This is a genomic window from Blastococcus sp. SYSU D00820 (genome assembly GCF_054050695.1).
Genome location: NZ_JBJGZW010000009.1, coordinates 135221 through 155685 on the forward strand (window position 1 = coordinate 135221; position 20465 = coordinate 155685).

At 75.1% G+C, this 20465-nt stretch carries 19 protein-coding genes, 2 tRNA genes and 1 pseudogene; 13 read left to right on the forward strand and 9 right to left on the reverse strand.

From position 1 onward, the window contains the following. Positions 1–38: 38 nt before the first annotated feature. On the reverse strand, positions 39–1163 hold the full coding sequence (locus tag ACI79R_RS12050; RefSeq protein WP_456573863.1) for a ThiF family adenylyltransferase: 1125 nt from the start codon (positions 1161–1163) through the stop codon (positions 39–41). Between the two features lie 124 nt (positions 1164–1287). Continuing rightward, positions 1288–1440 (reverse strand): DUF5679 domain-containing protein, encoded by a 153-nt coding sequence (locus ACI79R_RS12055; protein WP_012950213.1) that lies wholly within the window; start codon positions 1438–1440, stop codon positions 1288–1290. 386 nt (positions 1441–1826) lie between these two features. Between ACI79R_RS12055 and ACI79R_RS12060 the strand changes: the two genes are divergently transcribed. Next, entirely contained in the window at positions 1827–2486 is a 660-nt protein-coding gene (locus ACI79R_RS12060) for a M48 metallopeptidase family protein (RefSeq protein ID WP_456573864.1), read from the forward strand. Between the two features lie 93 nt (positions 2487–2579). Here ACI79R_RS12060 and ACI79R_RS12065 read toward each other — a convergent pair whose 3' ends face one another. After that, positions 2580–3926 carry a zinc-dependent metalloprotease gene (locus ACI79R_RS12065; RefSeq protein ID WP_456573865.1) on the reverse strand — a complete coding sequence of 449 codons (1347 nt, stop codon included), beginning with the start codon at positions 3924–3926 and terminating at the stop codon, positions 2580–2582. Between the two features lie 132 nt (positions 3927–4058). Here ACI79R_RS12065 and ACI79R_RS12070 point away from each other — a divergent pair, with 132 nt between their 5' ends. The 6 genes from ACI79R_RS12070 to ACI79R_RS12095 all read left to right on the forward strand — a co-directional run bounded on the left by ACI79R_RS12070 (position 4059) and on the right by ACI79R_RS12095 (position 11014). Further along, positions 4059–5084, forward strand: a complete 1026-nt coding sequence (locus ACI79R_RS12070; protein ID WP_456573866.1) for a YlbL family protein — start codon at positions 4059–4061, stop codon at positions 5082–5084. Positions 5085–5309: 225 nt separating this feature from the next. Beyond that, positions 5310–8276, forward strand: coding sequence for a UPF0182 family membrane protein (locus tag ACI79R_RS12075; protein ID WP_456573867.1), 2967 nt, complete (start codon positions 5310–5312; stop codon positions 8274–8276). 80 nt (positions 8277–8356) lie between these two features. Further along, positions 8357–8430, forward strand: a tRNA-Met gene (locus tag ACI79R_RS12080). A 69-nt stretch (positions 8431–8499) separates the two neighbouring features. After that, positions 8500–9246, forward strand: coding sequence for an aspartate/glutamate racemase family protein (locus tag ACI79R_RS12085; protein WP_456573868.1), 747 nt, complete (start codon positions 8500–8502; stop codon positions 9244–9246). 55 nt (positions 9247–9301) lie between these two features. Next, a complete protein-coding gene (locus ACI79R_RS12090) occupies positions 9302–10222 on the forward strand; it encodes an RNA polymerase sigma-70 factor (protein ID WP_456573869.1) in 921 nt (306 codons plus the stop codon). A gap of 15 nt (positions 10223–10237) precedes the next feature. After that, positions 10238–11014: an SDR family oxidoreductase gene (locus ACI79R_RS12095; protein ID WP_456573870.1), complete on the forward strand. Its 777-nt coding sequence runs from the start codon at positions 10238–10240 to the stop codon at positions 11012–11014. Here the strand turns inward: ACI79R_RS12095 and ACI79R_RS12100 are convergent. Further along, positions 11001–11402 (reverse strand): hypothetical protein, encoded by a 402-nt coding sequence (locus ACI79R_RS12100; RefSeq protein ID WP_456573871.1) that lies wholly within the window; start codon positions 11400–11402, stop codon positions 11001–11003. The two genes, ACI79R_RS12095 and ACI79R_RS12100, sit on opposite strands and share 14 nt — an antisense overlap. 96 nt (positions 11403–11498) lie before the next feature. Here ACI79R_RS12100 and ACI79R_RS12105 point away from each other — a divergent pair. The 3 genes and pseudogenes from ACI79R_RS12105 to ACI79R_RS12115 form a co-directional block, all read left to right on the forward strand. Beyond that, positions 11499–11572: transfer RNA gene (locus ACI79R_RS12105), tRNA-Met, on the forward strand. A 98-nt stretch (positions 11573–11670) separates the two neighbouring features. After that, positions 11671–11961, forward strand: coding sequence for a GNAT family N-acetyltransferase (locus ACI79R_RS12110; RefSeq protein WP_456573872.1), 291 nt, complete (start codon positions 11671–11673; stop codon positions 11959–11961). 32 nt (positions 11962–11993) lie between these two features. Next, positions 11994–12467 (forward strand): annotated as a pseudogene (locus ACI79R_RS12115) (DsbA family protein); the annotation flags it as partial. Between the two features lie 36 nt (positions 12468–12503). Here ACI79R_RS12115 and nhaA read toward each other — a convergent pair. Next, positions 12504–13886: a Na+/H+ antiporter NhaA gene (nhaA, locus tag ACI79R_RS12120; protein WP_456573873.1), complete on the reverse strand. Its 1383-nt coding sequence runs from the start codon at positions 13884–13886 to the stop codon at positions 12504–12506. 4 nt (positions 13887–13890) lie between these two features. Further along, positions 13891–14400 (reverse strand): VOC family protein, encoded by a 510-nt coding sequence (locus ACI79R_RS12125; protein ID WP_456573874.1) that lies wholly within the window; start codon positions 14398–14400, stop codon positions 13891–13893. An 89-nt stretch (positions 14401–14489) separates the two neighbouring features. Between ACI79R_RS12125 and ACI79R_RS12130 the strand changes: the two genes are divergently transcribed. Further along, positions 14490–15377 (forward strand): polysaccharide pyruvyl transferase family protein, encoded by an 888-nt coding sequence (locus tag ACI79R_RS12130; protein ID WP_456573875.1) that lies wholly within the window; start codon positions 14490–14492, stop codon positions 15375–15377. Positions 15378–15390: 13 nt separating this feature from the next. On the opposite strand, the gene ACI79R_RS12135 is transcribed toward ACI79R_RS12130, so the two are convergent. Then, entirely contained in the window at positions 15391–15660 is a 270-nt protein-coding gene (locus ACI79R_RS12135; protein WP_456573876.1) for a helix-turn-helix domain-containing protein, read from the reverse strand. Between the two features lie 44 nt (positions 15661–15704). On the opposite strand from ACI79R_RS12135, the gene map reads away from it, so the two are divergent. After that, positions 15705–16475, forward strand: coding sequence for a type I methionyl aminopeptidase (map, locus tag ACI79R_RS12140; protein ID WP_456573877.1), 771 nt, complete (start codon positions 15705–15707; stop codon positions 16473–16475). Positions 16476–16572: 97 nt separating this feature from the next. Beyond that, positions 16573–17898 (forward strand): cytochrome P450, encoded by a 1326-nt coding sequence (locus tag ACI79R_RS12145; protein WP_456573878.1) that lies wholly within the window; start codon positions 16573–16575, stop codon positions 17896–17898. A 6-nt stretch (positions 17899–17904) separates the two neighbouring features. Here ACI79R_RS12145 and ACI79R_RS12150 read toward each other — a convergent pair whose 3' ends face one another. Next, entirely contained in the window at positions 17905–19050 is a 1146-nt protein-coding gene (locus tag ACI79R_RS12150; protein ID WP_456573879.1) for a cystathionine gamma-synthase, read from the reverse strand. Next, the gene (locus tag ACI79R_RS12155; RefSeq protein WP_456573880.1) at positions 19047–20465 is read right to left on the reverse strand and encodes a cystathionine beta-synthase; all 1419 of its coding nucleotides are present in this window, start codon (positions 20463–20465) and stop codon (positions 19047–19049) included. The genes ACI79R_RS12150 and ACI79R_RS12155 overlap by 4 nt, the downstream gene beginning before the upstream one ends.

Genomic DNA, 20465 nt, shown 5'->3' on the forward strand with positions numbered 1-20465 from the left:
TGCCGTCGGTCACCCCCGCAAGGGCCCCCGGCCTCTTGTCATTGTCCCCGCCCGGCTCCCGGTGTGACGACAGCGGGTCGGCGTGGCTCCCCCGAAGGGAGGTCGGTGGCCTCCTGGGGCTCCTGGGGCAGGCAGCCGCAGGCCGGATGCGGGCTCCACCGGCGGATCCGCGGTGCGAGGTCGGGGGGTGCCAGCTCCACCGTGCTGCCGAGGGTGACCGGGGCGCCGCTGCCGTCGAGGAGCGCCAGCGCCTGCTGCGCGGCGGTGAGCGCGGTGAGCAGGCAGGTGAGCGTGGCGCCGCTGGCCGGCGGCCGCCCGGCGGTCAGCTGGGCGGCCAGCATCGGCCAGCGCGGATCGGCGTCGCGCCGGTGCAGGTCGGCGCAGCGCAGGCAGCTGGTGGCGCCGGGCACGACCAGTGGGCCGACCACCCCCGTCTCGCCGCGGACGTCGGCCACGAGGTGCGGCACCCCCGAACGCTGGAGCTCTCCCGCCGGCGGATCGCTGGCGGCCCAGGGCCGGGCCAGCACGACCAGGTCGGGGACGGCGCCGGCCGGCAGGGGGCGGACGTCGGTGAGCGGGCTGGCGCGCCGGACGGCGTCCGCGGCGGCCAGCACCCGGGGGCGGCCCTCGTCGTCCGCGGTCAGGCCGCCGACCACCGCCTCGGCGGCGGTGACCAGGCCGGTGTCGCGCACGCTCACCCGTCCCACGCCGCTGGCGGCCAGCAGCGCGGCGACGGGCACCCCCACGCGGGTCGCGCCCTCGACCACGACGGTGGCGCCGCGCCGCGCCGCCCAGCGGGACCGGCCGGTGCCCGCGGCGCGGGTGGCGGGCAGCTCGGCGGTGCTGCGGGCCGCGGCCGCGGGCCCGGCGTCGCCGGCCAGCAGGTCGGCCGGCTCGACGTCCACCAGCAGCCCGGTGGCCCGCAGCCCGTCGAGCAGCGCGCCGACCGCGGCGGGGGAGAGCCCCTGGGCGGCGGCGTCGGCGAGGACGGTGCGCTGGGCGCGGCGGCCGTCCAGGCTCTTCAGGAGCGCCGTCATCCCGGCGGGATCGGGGCTGACCACCAGGCCGTCGGCGGAGTCGACCCCGCCGACCTGGAGCGCGTCGGCCCCGGCACGCAGCAGCGGGGTGGCCGGGGGGAGCAGGGGGTGGGCGGCGTCGGACACGCGCGGCAGCGTGACAGCCGGGAGGCGGTCCCCGCCGGCGTCGTCCACAGGTCCCGGAGACGAGGACGGCGGCGTCTCCGCGAGGGAGCGCCGCCGTCGGCCCCTCCGGAGAGGGGTCCTCGGATCAGGCCTTGCCGAGGATCCGGTTCATCTTGGTGCCGCAGACGGGGCAGGTGCCCTGCGCCATCCGGCGACCGGACTCGCTGACCTTGACCTCGCCGTCGAAGTCCCGCTTCTCCTTGCACTTCACGCAGTAGCCGTTGTAGCTCTCCGCCACGGTGCCTCCTCCATCAGGGCTCTCCGTCGCCCCTGCCGGGGCGCCGCTGCCGGAGCACGCTACCCGGACGCGCCCGCCCGCTCCGGGGCACGGCGACCGGACCGGTCCGCACCGTGCCCACAGCCTGTGGACAGCGCTGTGGACCCGGTGGGGACGGCGTGGCGTGTCGCTGTGCGCGGCCGGGGGACGGCGGGCGGCCGCAGCCGCTCCTCCGCCGTCCCGACCGGCTCCTCACCTGCGAGAACGGGCCAGGAAGGGCTGTGGAGAGCCGAGGGGGCCGCAGGTCCCCGGGTCGGGCGCATCCGGTGTCCACCGTCCGTGCGCACCTGCACCCGAGCGGGTGTCGCCGCCGGGTGGAGCCGGGGGGCGCTCGCTACCGTTCAGGCGTGCCCGGCAGGACTTTCGACACCCCGCACGGCCCCGCAGCGACCGACCGCCGATCGACCGGTCCCGGGGCCGCCCGCGCGCTGCCCGCGACCGGGCCCGCGCCGACCCGTTCCGGGCCGGCGGGCGACGGTGAGGTGGAGGTGCGCCGCAGCGCGCGCCGCCGCCGCACGGTGACCGCCTACCGCGAGTCCGGGCGCACGGTGGTGCTCATCCCCGCGGCGTTCACCAAGGCCGAGGAGCGCCGCTGGGTGGCCCAGATGGTGGCCAAGCTGCAGGTCCGGGAGGAGCGCCGCCGCCGTTCCCTGGGCGGGGACGACCAGCTGATGGCGCGGGCGCGGTCGCTGTCGGCCGCCCACCTCGACGGCATCCCCCAGCCGACCAGCGTGCGGTGGGTGGACAACCAGAACCGGCGCTGGGGCTCGTGCACCCCCGCCGACGGCAGCATCCGGCTGTCCAGCCGGCTGCGCTCGATGCCGGAGTACGTCGTCGACTACGTGCTCGTGCACGAGCTGGCGCACCTGCTCGAGCCGAGCCACGACCAGCGCTTCTGGGCGCTGGTGGCCCGCTATCCCCGCGCCGAGCGGGCGCGGGGCTTCCTCGAGGGCGTGGAGATGGTCAACGTCGGCGGGGCCGCCGACGGCGACGACCTCGTCGGGTAGCTCCCGCCACGGTTCGTGCACTCCCCGTGGTCCGGAGAGCCCGCGGACCACGGCGAGTGCACGAACCGGCGTCCCGGGGACGGCGGTCGGGGGTCACTCCCCGTCGGTCAGCCCCTTGAGCTCGTCGTCCTGGCCCTGGCGCGCGACGAAGTCCAGCGGCTCGTCGAGGTCGTCGGAGGTCGGCAGCAGGTCCGGGTGCGACCACAGCCGGTCGCGCTCGGCGCTGCCGTACCGCTGCGCCATCGCACCCCAGACGGTGGCCGCGTCGCGCAGCCGGCGCGGCCGCAGCTGCAGCCCGACCAGGGTGGCGAAGGTCTGCTCGGCCGGGCCGCCGGACGCCCGGCGGCGGCGCATCGTCTCGGCCAGCGCGCCGTGCCCGGGCAGCCGCTCGCCGGCGGCCGCGGCGACGACGGCGTCCACCCAGCCCTCGACGAGGGCCAGCAGGGTCTCCAGCCGGCGGAGGGCCATCTGCTGCTCGGGCGTCTCCTCCGGCTCGAGGACGCCGCTGCCCAGCAGCCGCTGGATGCTCTCGGGGTCGCTGGGGTCGATGCCGCCCTCCATGGAGCCCATGGCCTCCTGCAGCCCGCGCTCGATGGCCTCCCGGTCGACGGTGATCCCCCGGGCGTAGGCGTGGACGGCGTCGGTGAGCTGCTGGCGCAGCCACGGCACGTGCACGAACAGCCGCTGCGAGGCCGCCTCGCGCAGCGCGAGGAACAGCCGCACCTCCTCGGCCGGGCGGTCCAGCCCCTGGGCGAACTCGGCGACGTTCTGCAGCACCAGCACGCCGGCGCCGGCGGGGGCCAGCGGGATGCCGACCTCGGTGCCGGTCAGCACCTCGCCGGACAGCCGGCCGAGGGCCTGGCCCACCTGGCCGCCGAACATGACGCCGCCCATCCGGCCCATGATCCCGGCCAGCGGGCCCATCATGGCCGCGGCCTCCTGGGGGAGCGCGCTGGTCATGGCGCCGACGACGCGCTCGGCGAGCGGGTCGATCAGGGCCGTCCACGCCGGCAGGGTCTGCTCGACCCACTCGACGCGGGACCACGCCAGCGTGCGGTCGATGCCCGAGGGCAGGTCGGTGACCTGGTCCAGCCAGAGGTCGGCCAGCCGCAGCGCCTCGGCCACGGCGGTCCGCTCGGCGTCCGAGGTCGGCTGGCTGCCGGCGGCCAGCGTGCTGATGGCGCCCTGCCGGGCGAGGTCCCAGTTCACCGGCCCGCCGGACCAGTTCATGAGCTTCTGCAGCTCGGCGAACAGCGGCATCTTGGCCAGCAGCTCCTCGGGCGTGCCGGCGCCACCGCCGGGCCCCCCGCCCAGGCCGCCGAAGAGGGCGCCGAAGCCGAACGGGTCGTTGCCACCGCCTCTTGCGCCGGAGCCCTGCGGGTCCCGCCGCTCGGGGTCGCGGTCGTCGGGCAGGCCGAAGCCGAACGGCACGTCACTCATGGCTCCACGGTAGACGCGCACCCCCCGCCTGCGGCCCGACCTGCTCGTACGCCGTGAGCGGACGCGCGGCCGGGCGGGCGGCGCGGGCCTGCGCGGCGGAACCGCCGCCGCGTCCTCCTAAGCTGGCCGGTCGTGACCCGTCGGATCGCCGTCCTCATGACCGGCGTGGTGCTGCTGGTGGTCTTCGGCGTCCTGGGCGCGGCCCTGCCGGTGCCCTACGTCGCGCAGGTGCCCGGACCCACGATCAACACGATCGGCGAGGTCGACGGCGAGCCGGTCATCCGGATCGAGGGCCGCGAGCCCAACGACGTCGAGGGCAACCTCAACCTGACGACGGTCGGCGTGAGCGCAGCCGGGCTGAGCCTGGTCGAGGCGGTGCGGGGCTGGTTCGACAGCGAGGTCAGCATCGTGCCGGAGGAGCTGGTCTACCCGCCGGAGCAGACGCCGGAGGAGACGCGGCAGCAGAACCGGGAGGCGTTCCTCACCTCGGAGCAGGCGGCCGAGGCCGCGGCGCTGGCCGAGCTGGGCTACCCGGAGAAGGTCGTGGTCCGCGGGCTGAGCGGGGAGGACTCCCCGTCGGAGGGCCTGCTCGAGGAGGGCGACGCCATCGAGTCGGTGGACGGGCGGCCGACCCCCGACAGCGACGCGCTCGCCGAGGTGCTGACCGCGATCCCCGGCGGCACCGACGTCACCGTCGCCTACACGCGGGCGGGGGAGCCGGGCACCGCCACGATCACCACCCTGGCGGCGACCGACCGCGCCGGCTCGCTGCTCGGCGTCCTCGTCGGCGAGCTGCCCTCGGCGCCGTTCGACGTGGAGATCAACGTCGCCGACGTCGGCGGACCGTCGGCCGGGCTGATGCTGACCCTCGGGATCATCGACCTGGTGGGCGACACCGACCTCACCGAGGGCGCCGTCATCGCCGGCACCGGCACGATCACCGCCGACGGCACCGTCGGCCCGATCGGCGGCATCCAGCTGAAGATGGTGCGCGCCCACGAGATCGGCGCCGAGCTGTTCCTCGTCCCCGCCGAGAACTGCGAGGAGGCGCTGGCCGCCCCGCAGCCGGACCTCGTCCTCGCCCGGGTCGGCACGCTGGACGACGCGCTCGACGCGCTCGCCGACCACCGCGCGGGGCGCACGCCGGAGGGCTGCTGACCGTCCCCGCCACCACCGTCTGGCGGAAGTGGGGGAAGCTGTCGCCGGGAGGTCCCCGGCGGGAACCCGGTGCGGCCCCGAGCGTTGTCCTGGGTTGACCGGGAACGGCGCCGGGGCGGTCCCGGAGGCCGGACCCTGCCGACGCCTGGCCGACCGTGGCCAGGCGCGCGTGGCCCAGCGCCACACCTGAACTGAAGGAGACCGCTCGTGGCCATGCGGCCCCCCGTGTCCGTACCCACCCTGTCGCGGCGCGCCAAGGTGGTCATCGGGGCCATCGCCGTCCTGCTGGTGCTGTTCACGGCCATCGGGACGCTGACCAACGTCTACGTCGACTACCTGTGGTTCGACGAGACCGGGTACACCGAGGTCTTCTGGACCGAGCTGCAGACCCGCGCCCTGCTCTTCGCCGTGGCCGGGGTGGCCACCGGTGGCCTGGTCGCGCTGGCGATCCACCTGGCCTACCGGTTCCGGCCCACGTTCCGGCCGATGTCGCTGGAGCAGCAGAACCTGGAGCGCTACCGGCAGTCGCTGGAGCCGCGCCGCACCCTGGTGCTCTCCCTGGTCGCCGTCGTGCTCGGCCTGTTCGCCGGCTTCACCGCGCAGGGCAGCTGGGAGACCTGGCTGACGTTCAGGAACAGCACGCCGTTCGGCACCACCGACCCGCAGTTCGGCCTGGACGTCTCGTTCTTCGTCTTCGACTACCCCTTCTACCGGCTGCTGCTGGGCTTCGGCTTCGCGATCGTGCTGCTGGCCCTGGTCGGCTCGCTGCTCACGCACTACCTGTTCGGCGGCCTGCGGCTGCAGACGCCGGGCCAGAAGCTGACCTCGGCGGCGATGGTGCAGCTGTCGGTGCTGCTGGGCCTGTTCGTGGCGCTCAAGGCGGTCGCCTACTGGCTGGACCGCTACGGGCTGGTCTACTCCGACCGCGGCGGGCTGTTCAACGGCGCCAGCTACACCGACGTCAACGCGCTGCTGCCGGCCAAGACGATCCTGGTCTTCGCCGCGGTCATCTGCGCGATCGCCTTCTTCGCCAACATCGCCGTCCGCAACTTCCGGCTGCCGGCCGCGGCGCTGGTGCTCCTGCTGGTCTCCAGCCTGGTGATCGGCGTGGCCTACCCGGCCATCGTCCAGCAGTTCGTGGTCAAGCCCAGCGCCGACCAGCGCGAGGCCGACTACATCTCCCGGGCCATCGAGTCGACCCGGGAGGCCTACGACCTCTCCGACGTCGAGTACGTCGACTACGCCCAGCAGAGCACCGGCGACGAGGTGGACACCGACGCCGTGCTGGCCGAGCTGCGCAACGACACCGAGACCATCCCCAACGCCCGGCTGCTGGACCCGAACGTCCTGTCCGACACGTTCACCGCGCGCCAGCAGATCCGCAACGTCTACGGCTTCCCCGAGAAGCTCGACATCGACCGGTACACGATCGACGGCGTCACCCGCGACTACGTCGTCGCCGTCCGCGAGCTGGACAGCGCGAGCCTGTCGGAGAACCAGGACACCTGGATCAACCGGCACACCGTGTACACCCACGGCAACGGCTTCGTCGCCGCGCCGGCCAACGAGGTCGTGGCCGGCCAGGAGGGTGGCGAGCCGAACTTCACCACCCGCGACCTGCCCACCACCGGTGACATCCCGGTCGAGCAGACCCGCATCTACTACGGCGAGCTCCTGCAGGACGGCGGCCAGGACGTCTACTCCGTCGTCGGTGCGCCCGAGGGCTCGACGCCGCGCGAGTTCGACCAACCCGAGGACGGCTCCGACGAGGGGCAGATCAACAACACCTACGACGGCGAGGGCGGCGTCACGATCGGCAGCTTCTTCCGGCAGCTGACCTTCGCCATCTACTACCGGGAGCGGAACTTCCTGCTCTCCGGCGCGGTCAACGACGCCTCGCGGGTGCTGTACGTGCGCGACCCGCGGGACCGGGTGGAGAAGGCCGCGCCGTTCCTCGCGGTCGACGGCGACCCGTACCCGGCCGTCATCGACGGGCGGATCGTGTGGATCCTCGACGGCTACACCACCTCGGACCACTACCCCTACTCCGAGTCGATGGAGCTGGGCGAGGCCGCCTCCGACGCCCTCACCGGCACCGGGACGACGGCGCTGCCCGACGAGCAGTTCAACTACATCCGCAACTCGGTCAAGGCGACCGTCGACGCCTACGACGGCACGGTCACGCTCTACGCCTGGGACGAGCAGGACCCGGTCCTCGAGACCTACATGAAGGCCTTCCCCGGCGTGGTGCAGCCCCGGGACTCGATGAGCGACGAGCTGGTCAGCCACGTCCGGTACCCGGAGGACCTGTTCAAGCTGCAGCGGGACATCCTGACCCGCTACCACGTCAGCGACCCGACCGACTTCTACAACCAGAACGACCGCTGGCAGGTCTCGGCCGACCCGACGCAGGAGACCGAGGAGGCGCAGCCGCCGTACTACATCCTGGCCCAGCGGCCGGGTGACGACGAGGCGTCCTTCCAGCTCACCAGCGCGCTGAACGCCTTCCGGCGGGACAACCTGTCGGCGTTCATGTCGGCGTCGAGCAACCCCGAGACCTACGGCGAGATCCAGGTCCTGAGGCTGCCGGGCAACACGCCGTTCCGCGGCCCACGCCAGGTGCAGCAGTCGTTCATCACCAACAACCAGGTGAGACCGGACCTCACGCTGTTCAACAGCGAGAGCTCGCGCGCGGTGTTCGGCAACCTGCTGACGCTGCCGATCGGTGAGGACGGCCTGCTCTACGTCGAGCCGCTGTACGTCGAGGGCACCGGCGAGAACTCCTTCCCGCTGCTGCAGAAGGTGCTGGTCAACTACGGCGACCGGGTCGGCTACGCCGACACGCTCTCCGAGGCGCTGGACCAGGTGTTCGGCGCGGGGGCCGGCTCCGCGGCGACCGACGGCGACGACCCCGGGACCGAACCGGACACCGGCGTGCCGTCGGCCAGCCCCACGCCGACCACCACCCCGGAGCCGACCCCGGCACCACCGACCGACGGCGGGGGCGGGGGCACGGGGTCGACGCCGGAGCTGGACCAGGCCGTGGCCGACCTCGACGCCGCGCTCGACGCCCTGGCCGCGGCCCAGCGCAGCGGTGACTTCGCCGCGCAGGGCCAGGCGCTGGCGGACCTGCAGACGGCCGTCGAGGCCTACCAGGCCGCGCAGGCGGCCGCCGGTTCACCGGCGGACTGACCCGCGTCGGGGGCGGGGACCGGTGCGTCCCCGCCCCCGGTCGGGGCACCCCGCACCGGGGTGTATGGTGGTCCTACCGACGCGGGGTGGAGCAGCTCGGTAGCTCGCTGGGCTCATAACCCAGAGGTCGCAGGTTCGAATCCTGCCCCCGCTACTCCGAACGACGAGGGGCCGGCGCCGATGGGCGCCGGCCCCTCGTCGCGTCCGGTCGAGGAGGCGCCCCGTGGTCCCCAGCACGCCGACGCACGAGCCCGCGCCGCAGCACGGCCGCCGCCCGCGGCTGATCGGGATGCTCGGCGGGATGAGCTGGGAGTCCACCGCCGAGTACTACCGGCTGGTGAACGAGGGCGTGCGGAACCGGCTCGGCGGCCTGCACTCGGCCCGCGTCGTGCTGGCCTCGCTCGACTTCGCCGAGATCGAGGCGCTCCAGGTCGCCGGCGACTGGGACCGCGCCGGCCAGGTGCTGGCCGCCGAGGCCGGCCGGCTGGAGGCCGCGGGCGCCGAGCTGCTGCTGCTCTGCACGAACACGATGCACCGGGTCGCCGACCGCATCGAGGCCGCGGTCTCGGTCCCGCTGCTGCACCTGGCCGACACCACCGCGGCCGCGGTGCGCGCCGCCGGGCTGACCCGGGTCGGCCTGCTGGCCACCGCCTTCACCATGGAGCAGGACTTCTACCGCGACCGGCTGGCCGCCCACGGGCTGGACGTGCTCGTCCCCGGGGCGGCCGACCGCGCCGAGGTGCACCGGGTCATCTACGAGGAGCTGTGCCGCGGCGTCGTCCGCGAGGAGTCCCGCGAGCGCTACCGGCAGGTGATCACCCGGCTCGTCGACGCCGGCGCGCAGGGCGTCGTGCTCGGCTGCACCGAGATCGAGCTGCTCGTGGGTCCCTCCGACAGCCCCGTGCCGGTGTTCCCGACCACCCGGTTGCACGTCGAGGCCGCCCTGGACGCGGCCGTCGGCCCGGCATGAGCTGCGGCCGCCCGGCTGCGGGCGGCCCCGGCGCCGGCCCTGGCAGGATGCCGCGGTGAGCAGCACCGCCGCGACCGACGTCTTCGAGGAACTCCGCCCGCGGCTGTTCGGCATCGCCTACCGGATGCTCGGGTCGGCCACCGACGCCGAGGACGTCCTGCAGGACGCCTGGCTGCGCTGGCAGGCCGTGGACGCCGAGCGGGTGGCCGACCCCGGCGCGTTCCTCGCCACGGTGGTCACCAACCTCTGCCTGACCGCGCTGACCTCGGCCCGCGCCCGCCGCGAGGTGTACGTGGGTCCGTGGCTGCCCGAACCGGTCGTCACCGGGGTGGGCGGCGAGCACGAGCTGGGCCCACTGGAGGACGCCGTCCAGCGGGAGAGCGTGTCCTTCGCCGTGCTCCTGCTGCTGGAGCGGCTCTCCCCGGCCGAGCGGGCGGCGTACGTGCTGCGCGAGGCCTTCGCCTACAGCGCCCGCGAGGTGGCCGGGCTGCTCGGCACCACGGAGGCCAACGTCCGGCAGCTGCACGCCCGCGCCCGGCGGCACGTCGCCGCGGCGCCGGCCCGCGAGGTCGACCCGGGGCGGGTCCGGGAGATGCTCACCCGCTTCCTCCTCGCCGCGCGGGAGGGCGACGTGCCCGCCCTGGAGGAGCTGCTGGCCGCCGACGTCGTCTCCCGTTCCGACGGGGGCGGGGTCGTGTCGGCGGCGCGGCGCCCGGTCCAGGGACGGTCGGCCGTGGCGCGCTACGTGGCCGGCCTCGTGGCCCGGTTCTCCGCCGGCCTGGTGCCGCACCCGGTGGAGGTCAACGGCGGGCCGGCGGTCGCCTTCACCGCCGGGGGCGAGCTGCGGGCCGTGCTGGTGCCCGCCACGGACGGCGAGCACATCACCGGGCTGGACATGGTGCTCGCCCCGGCGAAGCTGGGCGTCGTCGGCCGGCAGCTGTCACGAATCGGAGGGCTGCACGGTCTGGAGGGGTGAGGAGAGGAGCTTCCCATGACGACCACGCTGGTCACCGGCGCCACCGGCGCCCTCGGCACCCCCACCGTCGCCCGCCTGCGCGCGGCCGGCCACGACGTCCGCGCCCTCAGCCGGCGCCGGGCCCCCGGGCTCACGACCGGGGACCTGCTCACCGGGGACGGCCTCGCCGCGGCCGTCGCCGGCGCCGACACCGTCGTGCACCTGGCCACCGACCCCCGCCGGAGGGGGAACGACGTCACCGCGACGCGCACCCTGCTGGCGGCCGCCGCGGACGCCGGCGTCCGGCACCTGGTGCTGGTCTCCATCGTCGGGATCGACGACATCCCCTACGGCTACTACCGCGACAAGCTGGCCGTCGAGCGCCTCGTCGCGGAGTCGCCGGTGCCGTCGACGGTCCTCCGGGCCACGCAGTTCCACTCGTTCCTCGCGGGAGCCTTCGCCGCGCAGCGCTTCTCGCCGGTGCTGCTCGCCCCGGCGGTCCCGGTGCAGCCGATCGCCGTCGAGGACGTCGCCGACCGGCTGGTCGAGCTCGCCGGAGCGGCGCCGGCCGGCCGGGTTCCCGACATCGGGGGACCGGAGCAGCTCGCCGGACCGGAGCTGGGCCGGGCCTGGGCGGCGAGCCGGGGCTCCCGCCGGCCGGTCGTGCCGCTGGTGCTGCCGGGCAGCTTCTTCCGCGCGTTCCGCAGTGGCGCGGCCCTGGTGCCGGGCCCGGCGTACGGCCGGATCACGTTCGCCGAGCATCTCGCGCGCGGCGCCGCCGCCGGCTCCGCGGCGACGCTCAGGCGGGGCTGAGTCCGGTACCGAGCAACCGGTCCGGCCACGGCCACGGCCGTGGCCGGGGCACCGGCGGCGTGCGGTACGGCGCCGGCTCGTCGGCCTCGCGCGCGGCGGCGGGGACGGGGACGGCGGGCACCGGGGGAGCGGTCGCCGGCTCGGCGTCGGCCCCCGGTGCCCGGGGCGCCGGAGCGGCGACCGGCGTGCCGGGCAGCCGCAGTGCGGACAGGTCGGACCAGAAGCTGTGCCGCAGGCCGCCGACGACGCAGCGCACCCGCATCCGGCAGGTGCCGTCGGCCTCGTGCCGCCAGCCCAGGAGGACCCCCGGGTACCAGGTGCCGGCGTGGTGGACCTCCACCGGCTGGGGCTCGCCGGCGAAGCTGCTCATCGCCTCCGTCCCCTGCACGCCGGTGACTCTAAGCGCGCGAACAGTCACGCCGGGGAAGGCGCGCGAGGGGGCCCGCGAGGGCCTCCGGCGGGTGTGTAGAGTGGGTCCTACCGACGCGGGGTGGAGCAGCTCGGTAGCTCGCTGGGCTCATAACCCAGAGGTCGCAGGTTCGAATCCTGTCCCCGCTACTGGCACGAGGGCCCGGTCACCACGGTGACCGGGCCCTCGTCACGTCCGGGCCCGCCGCGGGCGGAACAGCCCGGGCGCCGGCACCGTTGGCGCGGGCATGGAGCCCACCGTCCAGGACGCCCCCGAAGCCGACCGCTACGAGATCCGCGACGGCGAGCGCGTGCTCGGCCTGGCCGCCTACCGGCGGACCGGCGACCGCGTCGTCTTCACCCACACCGAGATCGATCCGGACGCCGAGGGCTCCGGGCTCGGCAGCACGCTCGTCCGCGGCGCGCTCGACGACGTCCGCTCCCGTGGCGAGCGGGTCGAGCCGCGCTGCTCGTTCGTGCGCGGCTGGATCGAGCGGCATCCGGAGTACGCCGACCTGGTCGTCCCGCACGACGCGTGACGGCACCGGACCCCCTGCGGCAGCATCGGCCCGTGCCCGATCTCGACCGCCACGTCCTGGGTGACCCCGCCGCACCGGTCACCGTCGTCGAGTACGGCGACTACGAGTGCCCGTACTGCGCGGCGGCGGCACCGGTGCTGCGCGAGCTCGTGGCGGGATCCGGCGGCCAGGTGCGGCTGGTGTTCCGCAACTTCCCGCTGGCCGACCGGCACCCCTACGCGCTGACCGCGGCGCTGGCCGCGGAGGCCGCCGCCGCCCAGGGCGCGTTCTGGGAGATGCACGAGCTGCTGTTCGCGCGGCAGGAGCGGCTGACCGACGCGGCGCTGCGCTCCTACGCCGAGGAGCTGGGCCTGGACGCCGACCGGGTGGTCGGCGCCGCGGCCCAGCCCTTCGGCGACGCGGTCGAGGCCGACTTCGCTGCGGGCCTCGAGGAGGGCGTCGAGGGCACCCCGACGCTGTTCGTCGGCGGGCGGCGCTTCGAGGGCCGACCGGAGCTGGAGGCGCTGCGCCGGGCGGTCGCGGTGGCCGCGGCCGCCGGCGGGTCAGGCGGGGACGCTGGGCTCGAGCCAGGGCCGCGGCGGCAGCGTCGCTGGCCCCTCCGCCTCCGGCGTGCACAGCGGGAACCGGTCACCGAGGACCCGCAGCAGGACCACGCCGACGACGGCGGCGGTCAGCGAGCCCCCGAGGATGCCGATCATGGCCTGCTCGCGCAGCGCTGCGTCGTCCCGGAACGCCAGGTCGGCGATGAACAGCGAGATGGTGAAGCCGATGCCGGCCAGCGTCGCGCCGGCCACCAGGTGTGACCAGCGCACCCCGCCGGGCAGGATGCCCCACCCGGTGCGCAGCGCGGCCGTCGCGCCGAGGGTGATGCCGATGGCGTTGCCGACCAGCAGCGCCAGGGCGACGCCGATCGTGACCGGGGAGGAGGCCGCGGCGGTCAGCGTCTCCCCGTCGAGCGGCACGCCGGCGTTGGCCAGGCCGAACACCGGCACCACGAGGTAGGCCGTCCACCGGTGCAGCGCGTGCTGCAGCCGCGCGTTCGCCGGCACGGTCGAGGCCGCCGCGAGCGCGGCCAGCCGGGCCCGCTCGGCGTCGGGTTGCTCGCGCAGCGCGCGGCCGTAGGCGCCGGTGCGCGCCACGACGTCGGGCGCAGGTGGCCGGGAGGGCACCAGCAGGCCGAGCAGGACGCCGGCCAGCGTGGCGTGCACGCCGGAGGCGTGCACCGCCAGCCACAGCGCGCCACCGACGAGCAGGTACGGCGTCAGCCGCCAGACCCCGGCCCAGCGCAGCGCCACCAGGGCGACGACCAGCACGGCGGAGACGGCCAGCGCGGGCAGCACGAGGTCGGAGCTGTAGAACAGCGCCATCACGGTGATCGCGCCGATGTCGTCGACGATCGCCAGCGTCAGCAGGAACAGCCGCAGCCGGTCGGGGCAGCGCGGGCCGAACAGTGCGAGGACGCCGAGGACGAACGCGGTGTCGGTGGACATCACCACGCCCCAGCCCGCCGACGCCGGCCCCGACGGGTTGAACGCCAGGTAGACCAGTGCCGGCACGGCGAGCCCGCCGAGGGCGCCGAGCGCCGGCGCGGCGACCGCGCGCCGGTCGCGCAGCTCGCCGGTGGCAACCTCGCGGGTGATCTCCAGGCCGACGACGAGGAAGAACAGCGTCATGGCGCCGTCGTTCACCCAGTGCCGCAGGTCCATGGACAGCACGAGGTCGCCGGCGCCCAGGGACACCGGCGTGGACCAGAAACCGTCGTAGCCGCCCGACCAGGGGGAGTTGGCCCAGGCCAGGGCGCACAGCGTGCCGATGAGCAGCAGCGCGGACCCACCGGCCTCGGTGCCCAGGTACAGCCGGGAGGAGGGGGAGAGCGTCGGCAGGGTGACCCGGGTGCGGGGCCCGGGCCGGGGTGGCTGGCTCACCGGGTCACAGGACGGCCTGGCCGTACATCTCGCCCAGCGGGTCGGCGATCAGCTCGATGCGCGCGCCGTCGGGGTCGCGGAAGTACACCGAGACGCCGCTGTGCACCTCGTGCTCGACCCCGGCCGCGGCGAGCCGGTCGACCAGCTCCTGCCAGCGCCCGGGCTCGACGCTGATGGCCATGTGGTGCAGGCCCCCGAGCACCTCGGCGTAGGGCCCCACGTCCAGGCCGGGGAAGTCGAAGAAGGCCAGCAGGTTGCCGTTGCCGATGTCGAAGAAGAAGTGCGACGACCCGGGGTAGTCGCGGTTCTCGATCAGCTCGGTGAGCGGGAAGCCGAGGACGTCCTGGTAGAAGCGGATGGTCCGTTCCACGTCGGAGCTGATGAGCGCGGTGTGGTGCAGACCGCGGGCGGTGGAGGCCGGCCGCTCGGCCGGCGGGCGCAGGTGCGCGGCACGCAGCCGCTCCCGCTCCGCCTCGCGGGCGGCGCGGTCGGGCGAGCTGTCGACGGTGCTCATGGCCGGCACAACCGCGGCGGCGGCGTGCGCCTTCCCGGCGTCGTCCCCCCGTCCCCGGATCGTCATCTCCGCCTGTCAGGCTGGGCCGTGTGCGTGTTCTCGTAGCCGGGTGGTTCAGCTTCGACGAGGTGATCGCCACGGTCGGCGACGAGCTCGGCGCCGATGCGGTGGCCGCCTGGCTGACCGGCCTCGGCATCGACCACGACGTCGCCGAGGCCCCCTACCTGGAACGCGGCGTGCACTGGCGCGACGTCGATCCGGCCGACTACACGCACCTGGTGTTCGTCAGCGGCCCGATCCGGCGCGCGCCGCTGCTCGAAGAGCTGTGCGCGACCTTCGCCGGCGCCACGCGCTGGGCGGTCAACGTCTCGGTGGTCGAGGAGGCCGGCCGCGAGCTGTTCCACGGGGTCTGGGAGCGCGACGCGCCGGGGCTGTCCCGCCCGGACCTCGCCGTCGCGAGCCCTCCGGTGTCGGCGCCGGTCGTCGCCGTCGCCTTCACCCCGGCGCAGGGGGAGTACGGCGACCGCAGCCGCGCCGAGGGCGTGCGGGGCGTCATCGAGGAGTGGCTGGCCACCCGCAACCTGCCCTGGTTCGAGCTGGACATGGACCTCTACGAGAAGCCGTACCGGCGGGCGCCGGTCCAGGTGGAGGCGCTGATCCGGCGGGCCGACGTCGTGGTGAGCATGCGGCTGCACGCCCTGGTGCTCGGCATCAAGCACGACCGGCCGGTCATCGCCTGCGATCCGATCGAGGGCGGCGCCAAGGTGACCGCGCAGGCCGCGGCGCTGGGCTGGCCCCTCGTGCTGTCGGCGGAGACCCTCACCGCCGCGGCCCTGGACGCCGCGCTGGAGCTGTGCGCCTCCGGCGCGCTGGCCCGGCAGGTCGCCGCGGCGCGGGAGCGCGGCATCGCGGGGGTCGGTCGGGCGCGGGCGTGGCTGGCGGCACGGCTGACCGGGACCGGGGAACACGGCGCCTGACCGCGCACCGGGCTCAGGCGGTGAGCGCCGCCTCCCCTTGAGGCGGCGCCAGCTCGGCGAGCAGGTGGTCGAGCGACACGTCGAGCGCGCCGGCGAGCGCGGCCACCGTGAAGAACGCCGGCGTGGGCACCCGCCCGGTCTCGATCTTGCGCAGCGCCTCCTGGCTGACGCCCGAGGCGGCGGCGACGTCGGCGGGGCTCCGGTCGCCGCGGGCGGCGCGGAGCAGGGCGCCCAGGCGGCGACCGCGGTCGCGCGCGGCTGCCGTCAGCGGTGGTCGGACCATGGCGTGATACTAATACCGGGATAGTCATACCGGAAGGCGGAGAGATGATCGAGCTGCGCACCCCTGGGGAGCTGGACGCGATGCGCGCGGCCGGCGCGGTGGTCGCCGACATGCTGGCGGCGGTGCGGGCGGCCGCGGCCCCCGGCGTCCGGCTGAGCCAGCTGGACGGCGTCGCGCGCGACGTCCTGGCCGCCGCCGGCGCCGGCTCGCCGTTCCTCGGCTACGCGCCGCTGCCGACCACCCCGCCGTTCCCCGGGGTGGTGTGCCTGTCGGTCAACGACGTCGCGCTGCACGGCATCCCGACGCCCGAGGAGCTGCAGGACGGCGACCTGCTCAGCGTCGACGCCGGTGCGGTGCTCGACGGCTGGGTCGGCGACGCCGCCATCACCTTCCCGGTCGGCACGCCGCGCCCGGAGGACCTCGAGCTGGTGGCCACCGCCGAGCGGGCCCTGGCGGCGGGCATCGCGGCCGCCGTCGTCGGCAACCGGGTCGGCGACGTCTCCGCCGCGATCGGCGCGGTCGGCCGGGCCGGGGGCTGCGGCATCAACACCGACCAGGGCGGCCACGGCGTCGGGCGGACGATGCACGAGGCGCCGTCCGTGCCCAACGAGGGCCGGGCCGGCCGCGGGGTGCCGCTGCGCGCGGGCCTGGTGATCGCGATCGAGCCGTGGTTCCTCGCCGGCGGCTCGGACGACTACACCGTCGACGCCGACGGGTGGACGCTGCGCAGCGCCGACGGCAGCCGCGCCGCGCACGTCGAGCACACCGTGGCGGTCACCGAGGACGGGCCCAGGATCCTGACGCTTCCGCTCTGACCGGCCCCACCCGGGACGCGCCGTCGCGTGTTGTCCGTCGCAGCACCGGCTCTCTACGGTGCGGTCACCGCCCGCCGCCCGACGAGGGAGCCCGCCCGTGACCGTCGATGCAGTGCCCCCGGCCGGTGCTGACCCCGGTGCGGTGGACCCGGCAGGCGTGGACCTGGCGAGCGTGGACCTGGCGGGCGTGGACCTCTCCGACCGGTTCTGGTGGATCACACCGCCGGAGTACCGGCACGCGGCGTTCGACCGGCTGCGCAGCGAGCGGCCGTTCGCCTTCTTCGCCGAGCCCGAGCTCCCCGGTCTGCCGGCCGGCCCGGGGTACGTGGCGGTCACCCGGTACGCCGACCTGGACGCGATCAGCTCGCAGCCCGGGCTCTTCTGCTCCGGCCGGGGCGCGGTGTCCATCCAGGACGTGCCCGCCGACCTCAACGAGTTCTACGGCTCGCTGATCAGCATGGACGACCCGCGGCACGCGGGGATCCGCCGGATCGTGGCGAAGACGTTCACGCCGCGGATGCTGGAGCGGACGCTGGACTCGGTGCGCGCCGTCGTCGACGACGTCCTGGCGGCGGCGCGGGCGAAGGCGGCGACGGGCGACGGCTGGATCGACGTCGTCGCCGACATCGCCGCGCCCATCCCGCTGCGGGTCATCTGCGACATGATGGGCGTCCCGGAGGCCGACCGCGCGGCGGTGCTGGCGCACTCGACGGTGATCCTGTCCGGCGGGGACCCCGAGCTGATCGAGGACGGCGACCCGCTCACCGCCTTCCTCACCGCCGGCATGGAGATGGCCGCGCTCATGGAACGGCTCGCCGCCGAGCGCGCCGCGGAGCCCCGCGACGACCTCACCACCGCGCTGGTCCGGTCGGAGGTCGACGGGGCGCGGCTGTCCTCCCAGGAGATCGCCTCGTTCTTCATCCTGCTGCTGGTGGCCGGCAACGAGACCACCCGCAACGCCATCTCCCAGGGCGTGCTGGCGCTCGCCGAGCACCCCGACCAGCGCGCGCGGTGGGCCGCGGACCCCGCCCTGGACCGCACCGGCGTGGAGGAGGTGGTCCGCTGGGTCAGCCCCGTCACGTGGATGCGGCGCACCGCCACCTGCGACGGCGAGATCTCCGGCCACCGCTTCGCCGCCGGTGACAAGTTCCTGCTGTTCTACGCCGCGGCCAACCGGGATCCGGCGGTGTTCGCCGACCCCCACCGCTTCGACGTCGGCCGCGACCCCAACCCGCACGTGGGCTTCGGCGGCCGGGGACCGCACTTCTGCCTCGGCGCGCACCTGGCCCGCCGCGAGCTCCAGGTGACCTTCCGGGCGCTGTTCGACCAGCTGCCCGACCTCGAGGTGGCCGGCCCGCCACGCCGGCTGGCCTCCTCGTTCGTCAACGGCCTCAAGCGGCTGCCGGCGCGGCTGCCCGGCTGAGCACCGTCAGGCCAGCGCCTGCTCCAGGTCGGCCAGCAGGTCGTCGACGTCCTCGATGCCGACCGACAGCCGGACGAGGTCGGCCGGCACCTCCAGCGGCGACCCGGCCGCGCTGGCGTGCGTCATCCGCGCCGGGTGCTCGATCAGCGACTCCACGCCGCCGAGGGACTCCGCGAGGGTGAACAGCTGCGCCCGCTCGCAGACCCGCAGCGCCGCCTCCTCGCCGCCGGCCAGGCGGAACGAGAGCATGCCGCCGGAGCCGGACATCTGCCGGGCGGCGATCTCGTGCCCCGGATGGCCGGGCAGGCCGGGGTAGAGGACGGCGGAGACGTCGTCGCGGGAGGACAGGTACTCGGCGATCCGGGCGGCGTTGGCCTGGTGCCGGTCCATGCGGACGCCGAGCGTCTTCAGCCCCCGCAGCACCAGCCACGAGTCGAACGGCGAGGCGACCGCGCCCATGGCGTTGTGGGAGAAGGCCAGCCGCTCGCCGAGCTCCTCGTCGCGGACGACCAGCGCGCCGCCGACGACGTCGGAGTGGCCGCCCAGGTACTTCGTCGTCGAGTGGACGACGACGTCCGCGCCGAGGGTCAGGGGCTGCTGCAGGTAGGGCGAGGCGAAGGTGTTGTCGACGACGAGCAGCGCGCCGGCCTCGTGCGCGATCTGTGCGGTGAGCGCGATGTCGGCGATGTTGAGCAGCGGGTTGGTCGGCGTCTCGCACCAGATCACCCGCGTGGTCGGCCGGATCGCCGCGCGCAGGGCGTCGGCGTCGTTGAGGTCGGCGGGGGAGTGCTCGACGCCCCACCGCGAGGCGACCTTCGAGATCAGCCGGTAGGTGCCGCCGTAGGCGTCCCCACCCAGCACGACGTGGCTGCCGGGCTCGCAGACGGTCCGCAGCAGGGTGTCCTCGGCGGCCAGGCCCGAGGCGAAGGCCAGCCCGCGGGTGCCCTGCTCCAGGGCGGCCAGCGCCTCGTGCAGCGCGTCGCGCGTGGGGTTTCCGCTGCGGCTGTACTCGTAGCCGCCGCGCAGGCCCCCGACGCCGTCCTGCTTGTAGGTGGTGGTCAGGTGCAGCGGGACGATGACCGCGCCGGTCGCCGGGTCGGGCTCCTGCCCGGCGTGGATGGCGCGGGTGTTGAAGCCCGGGGTGCCGCTCATGCCCCGACCGTAGGCGCGGCGCCGGCGACCTTGCCGGGCACGTGGCCGGCGAGGTGGCCGAGCACGTCCTGCCGGGTCACCACGCCGGCGGGCTTGCCGTCGACGTGCACGAGCAGCGCGTCGGCGTCGCCGAGGTCGGCGACGGCGGCGGTCACCGGCTCGCCGGAGCCGATGATCGGCAGCGGCGGCGACATGTGCTTCTCCACCCGGTCGGCCAGCGAGGCGCGGCCGGCGAACAGGGCGTCGAGCAGCGTCTTCTCGTCGACGGAGCCGACCACCTCACCGGCGGTCACCGGCGGCTCGGCCCGCACCACCGGCAGCTGGCTGACCCCGTACTCGCGCAGGATGTCGATCGCGTCGCGCACCGTCTCGTTGGGGTGCGTGTGCACGAGGGTCGGCGTCTCGCCGCCCTTGGTGTGCAGCAGGTCGCCGACGGTGGTGCCGGAGGTGACGTCGAGGAAGCCGTAGTCGGCCATCCACGTGTCGTTGAAGATCTTGTTCAGGTACCCGCGGCCGCCGTCGGGCAGCAGCACCACCAGGACGTCGTCGGCGGTCAGCCCCTCGGCCACCCGCAGCGCCGCGGCGACGGCCATGCCGCAGGACCCGCCGACCAGCAGACCCTCCTCGCGGGCCAGCCGCCGGGTCATCGCGAAGGAGTCGCCGTCGGAGACGGCCACGATGCCGTCGGCGATGGTGCGGTCGTAGGCGTCGGGCCAGAAGTCCTCGCCGACGCCCTCGACCAGGTAGGGCCGGCCGGTGCCGCCGGAGTAGACCGAGCCCTCGGGGTCGGCGCCGATGACCTGCACCCGCCCGCCGGAGGCCTCCTTCAGGTAGCGGCCGATGCCGCTGATCGTGCCGCCGGTGCCGACCCCGGTGACGAAGTGCGTCACCCGGCCCTCGGTCTGCGCCCAGATCTCCGGCCCGGTCGTCTCGTAGTGCGACTGCGGGTTGGCCGGGTTCGAGTACTGGTCGGGCTTCCACGCGCCCGGCGTCTCCCGGGTCAGCCGGTCGGACACCGAGTAGTAGGAGCGCGGATCGGCCGGGTCGACGGCGGTCGGGCAGACGACCACCTCGGCGCCGTAGGCCTTGAGCACGTTGATCTTCTCCTGCCCGACCTTGTCGGGGCAGACGAAGACGCAGCGGTAGCCGCGCTGCTGGGCGACCAGGGCCAGGCCGATGCCGGTGTTGCCGCTGGTCGGCTCCACGATCGTGCCGCCCGGCTGCAGGGCGCCGCTGGCCTCGGCCGCGTCGACCATGCGGACGGCGATGCGGTCCTTCACCGAGCCGCCGGGGTTGAGGTACTCGACCTTGGCCAGCACCAGCGGGGCGTCCGGGCCCAGGTCCCGGGTGACCGAGCGGAGCCGCACGAGCGGCGTCCCGCCGATCAGGTCGACGACGGACTCGGCGTACTGCAC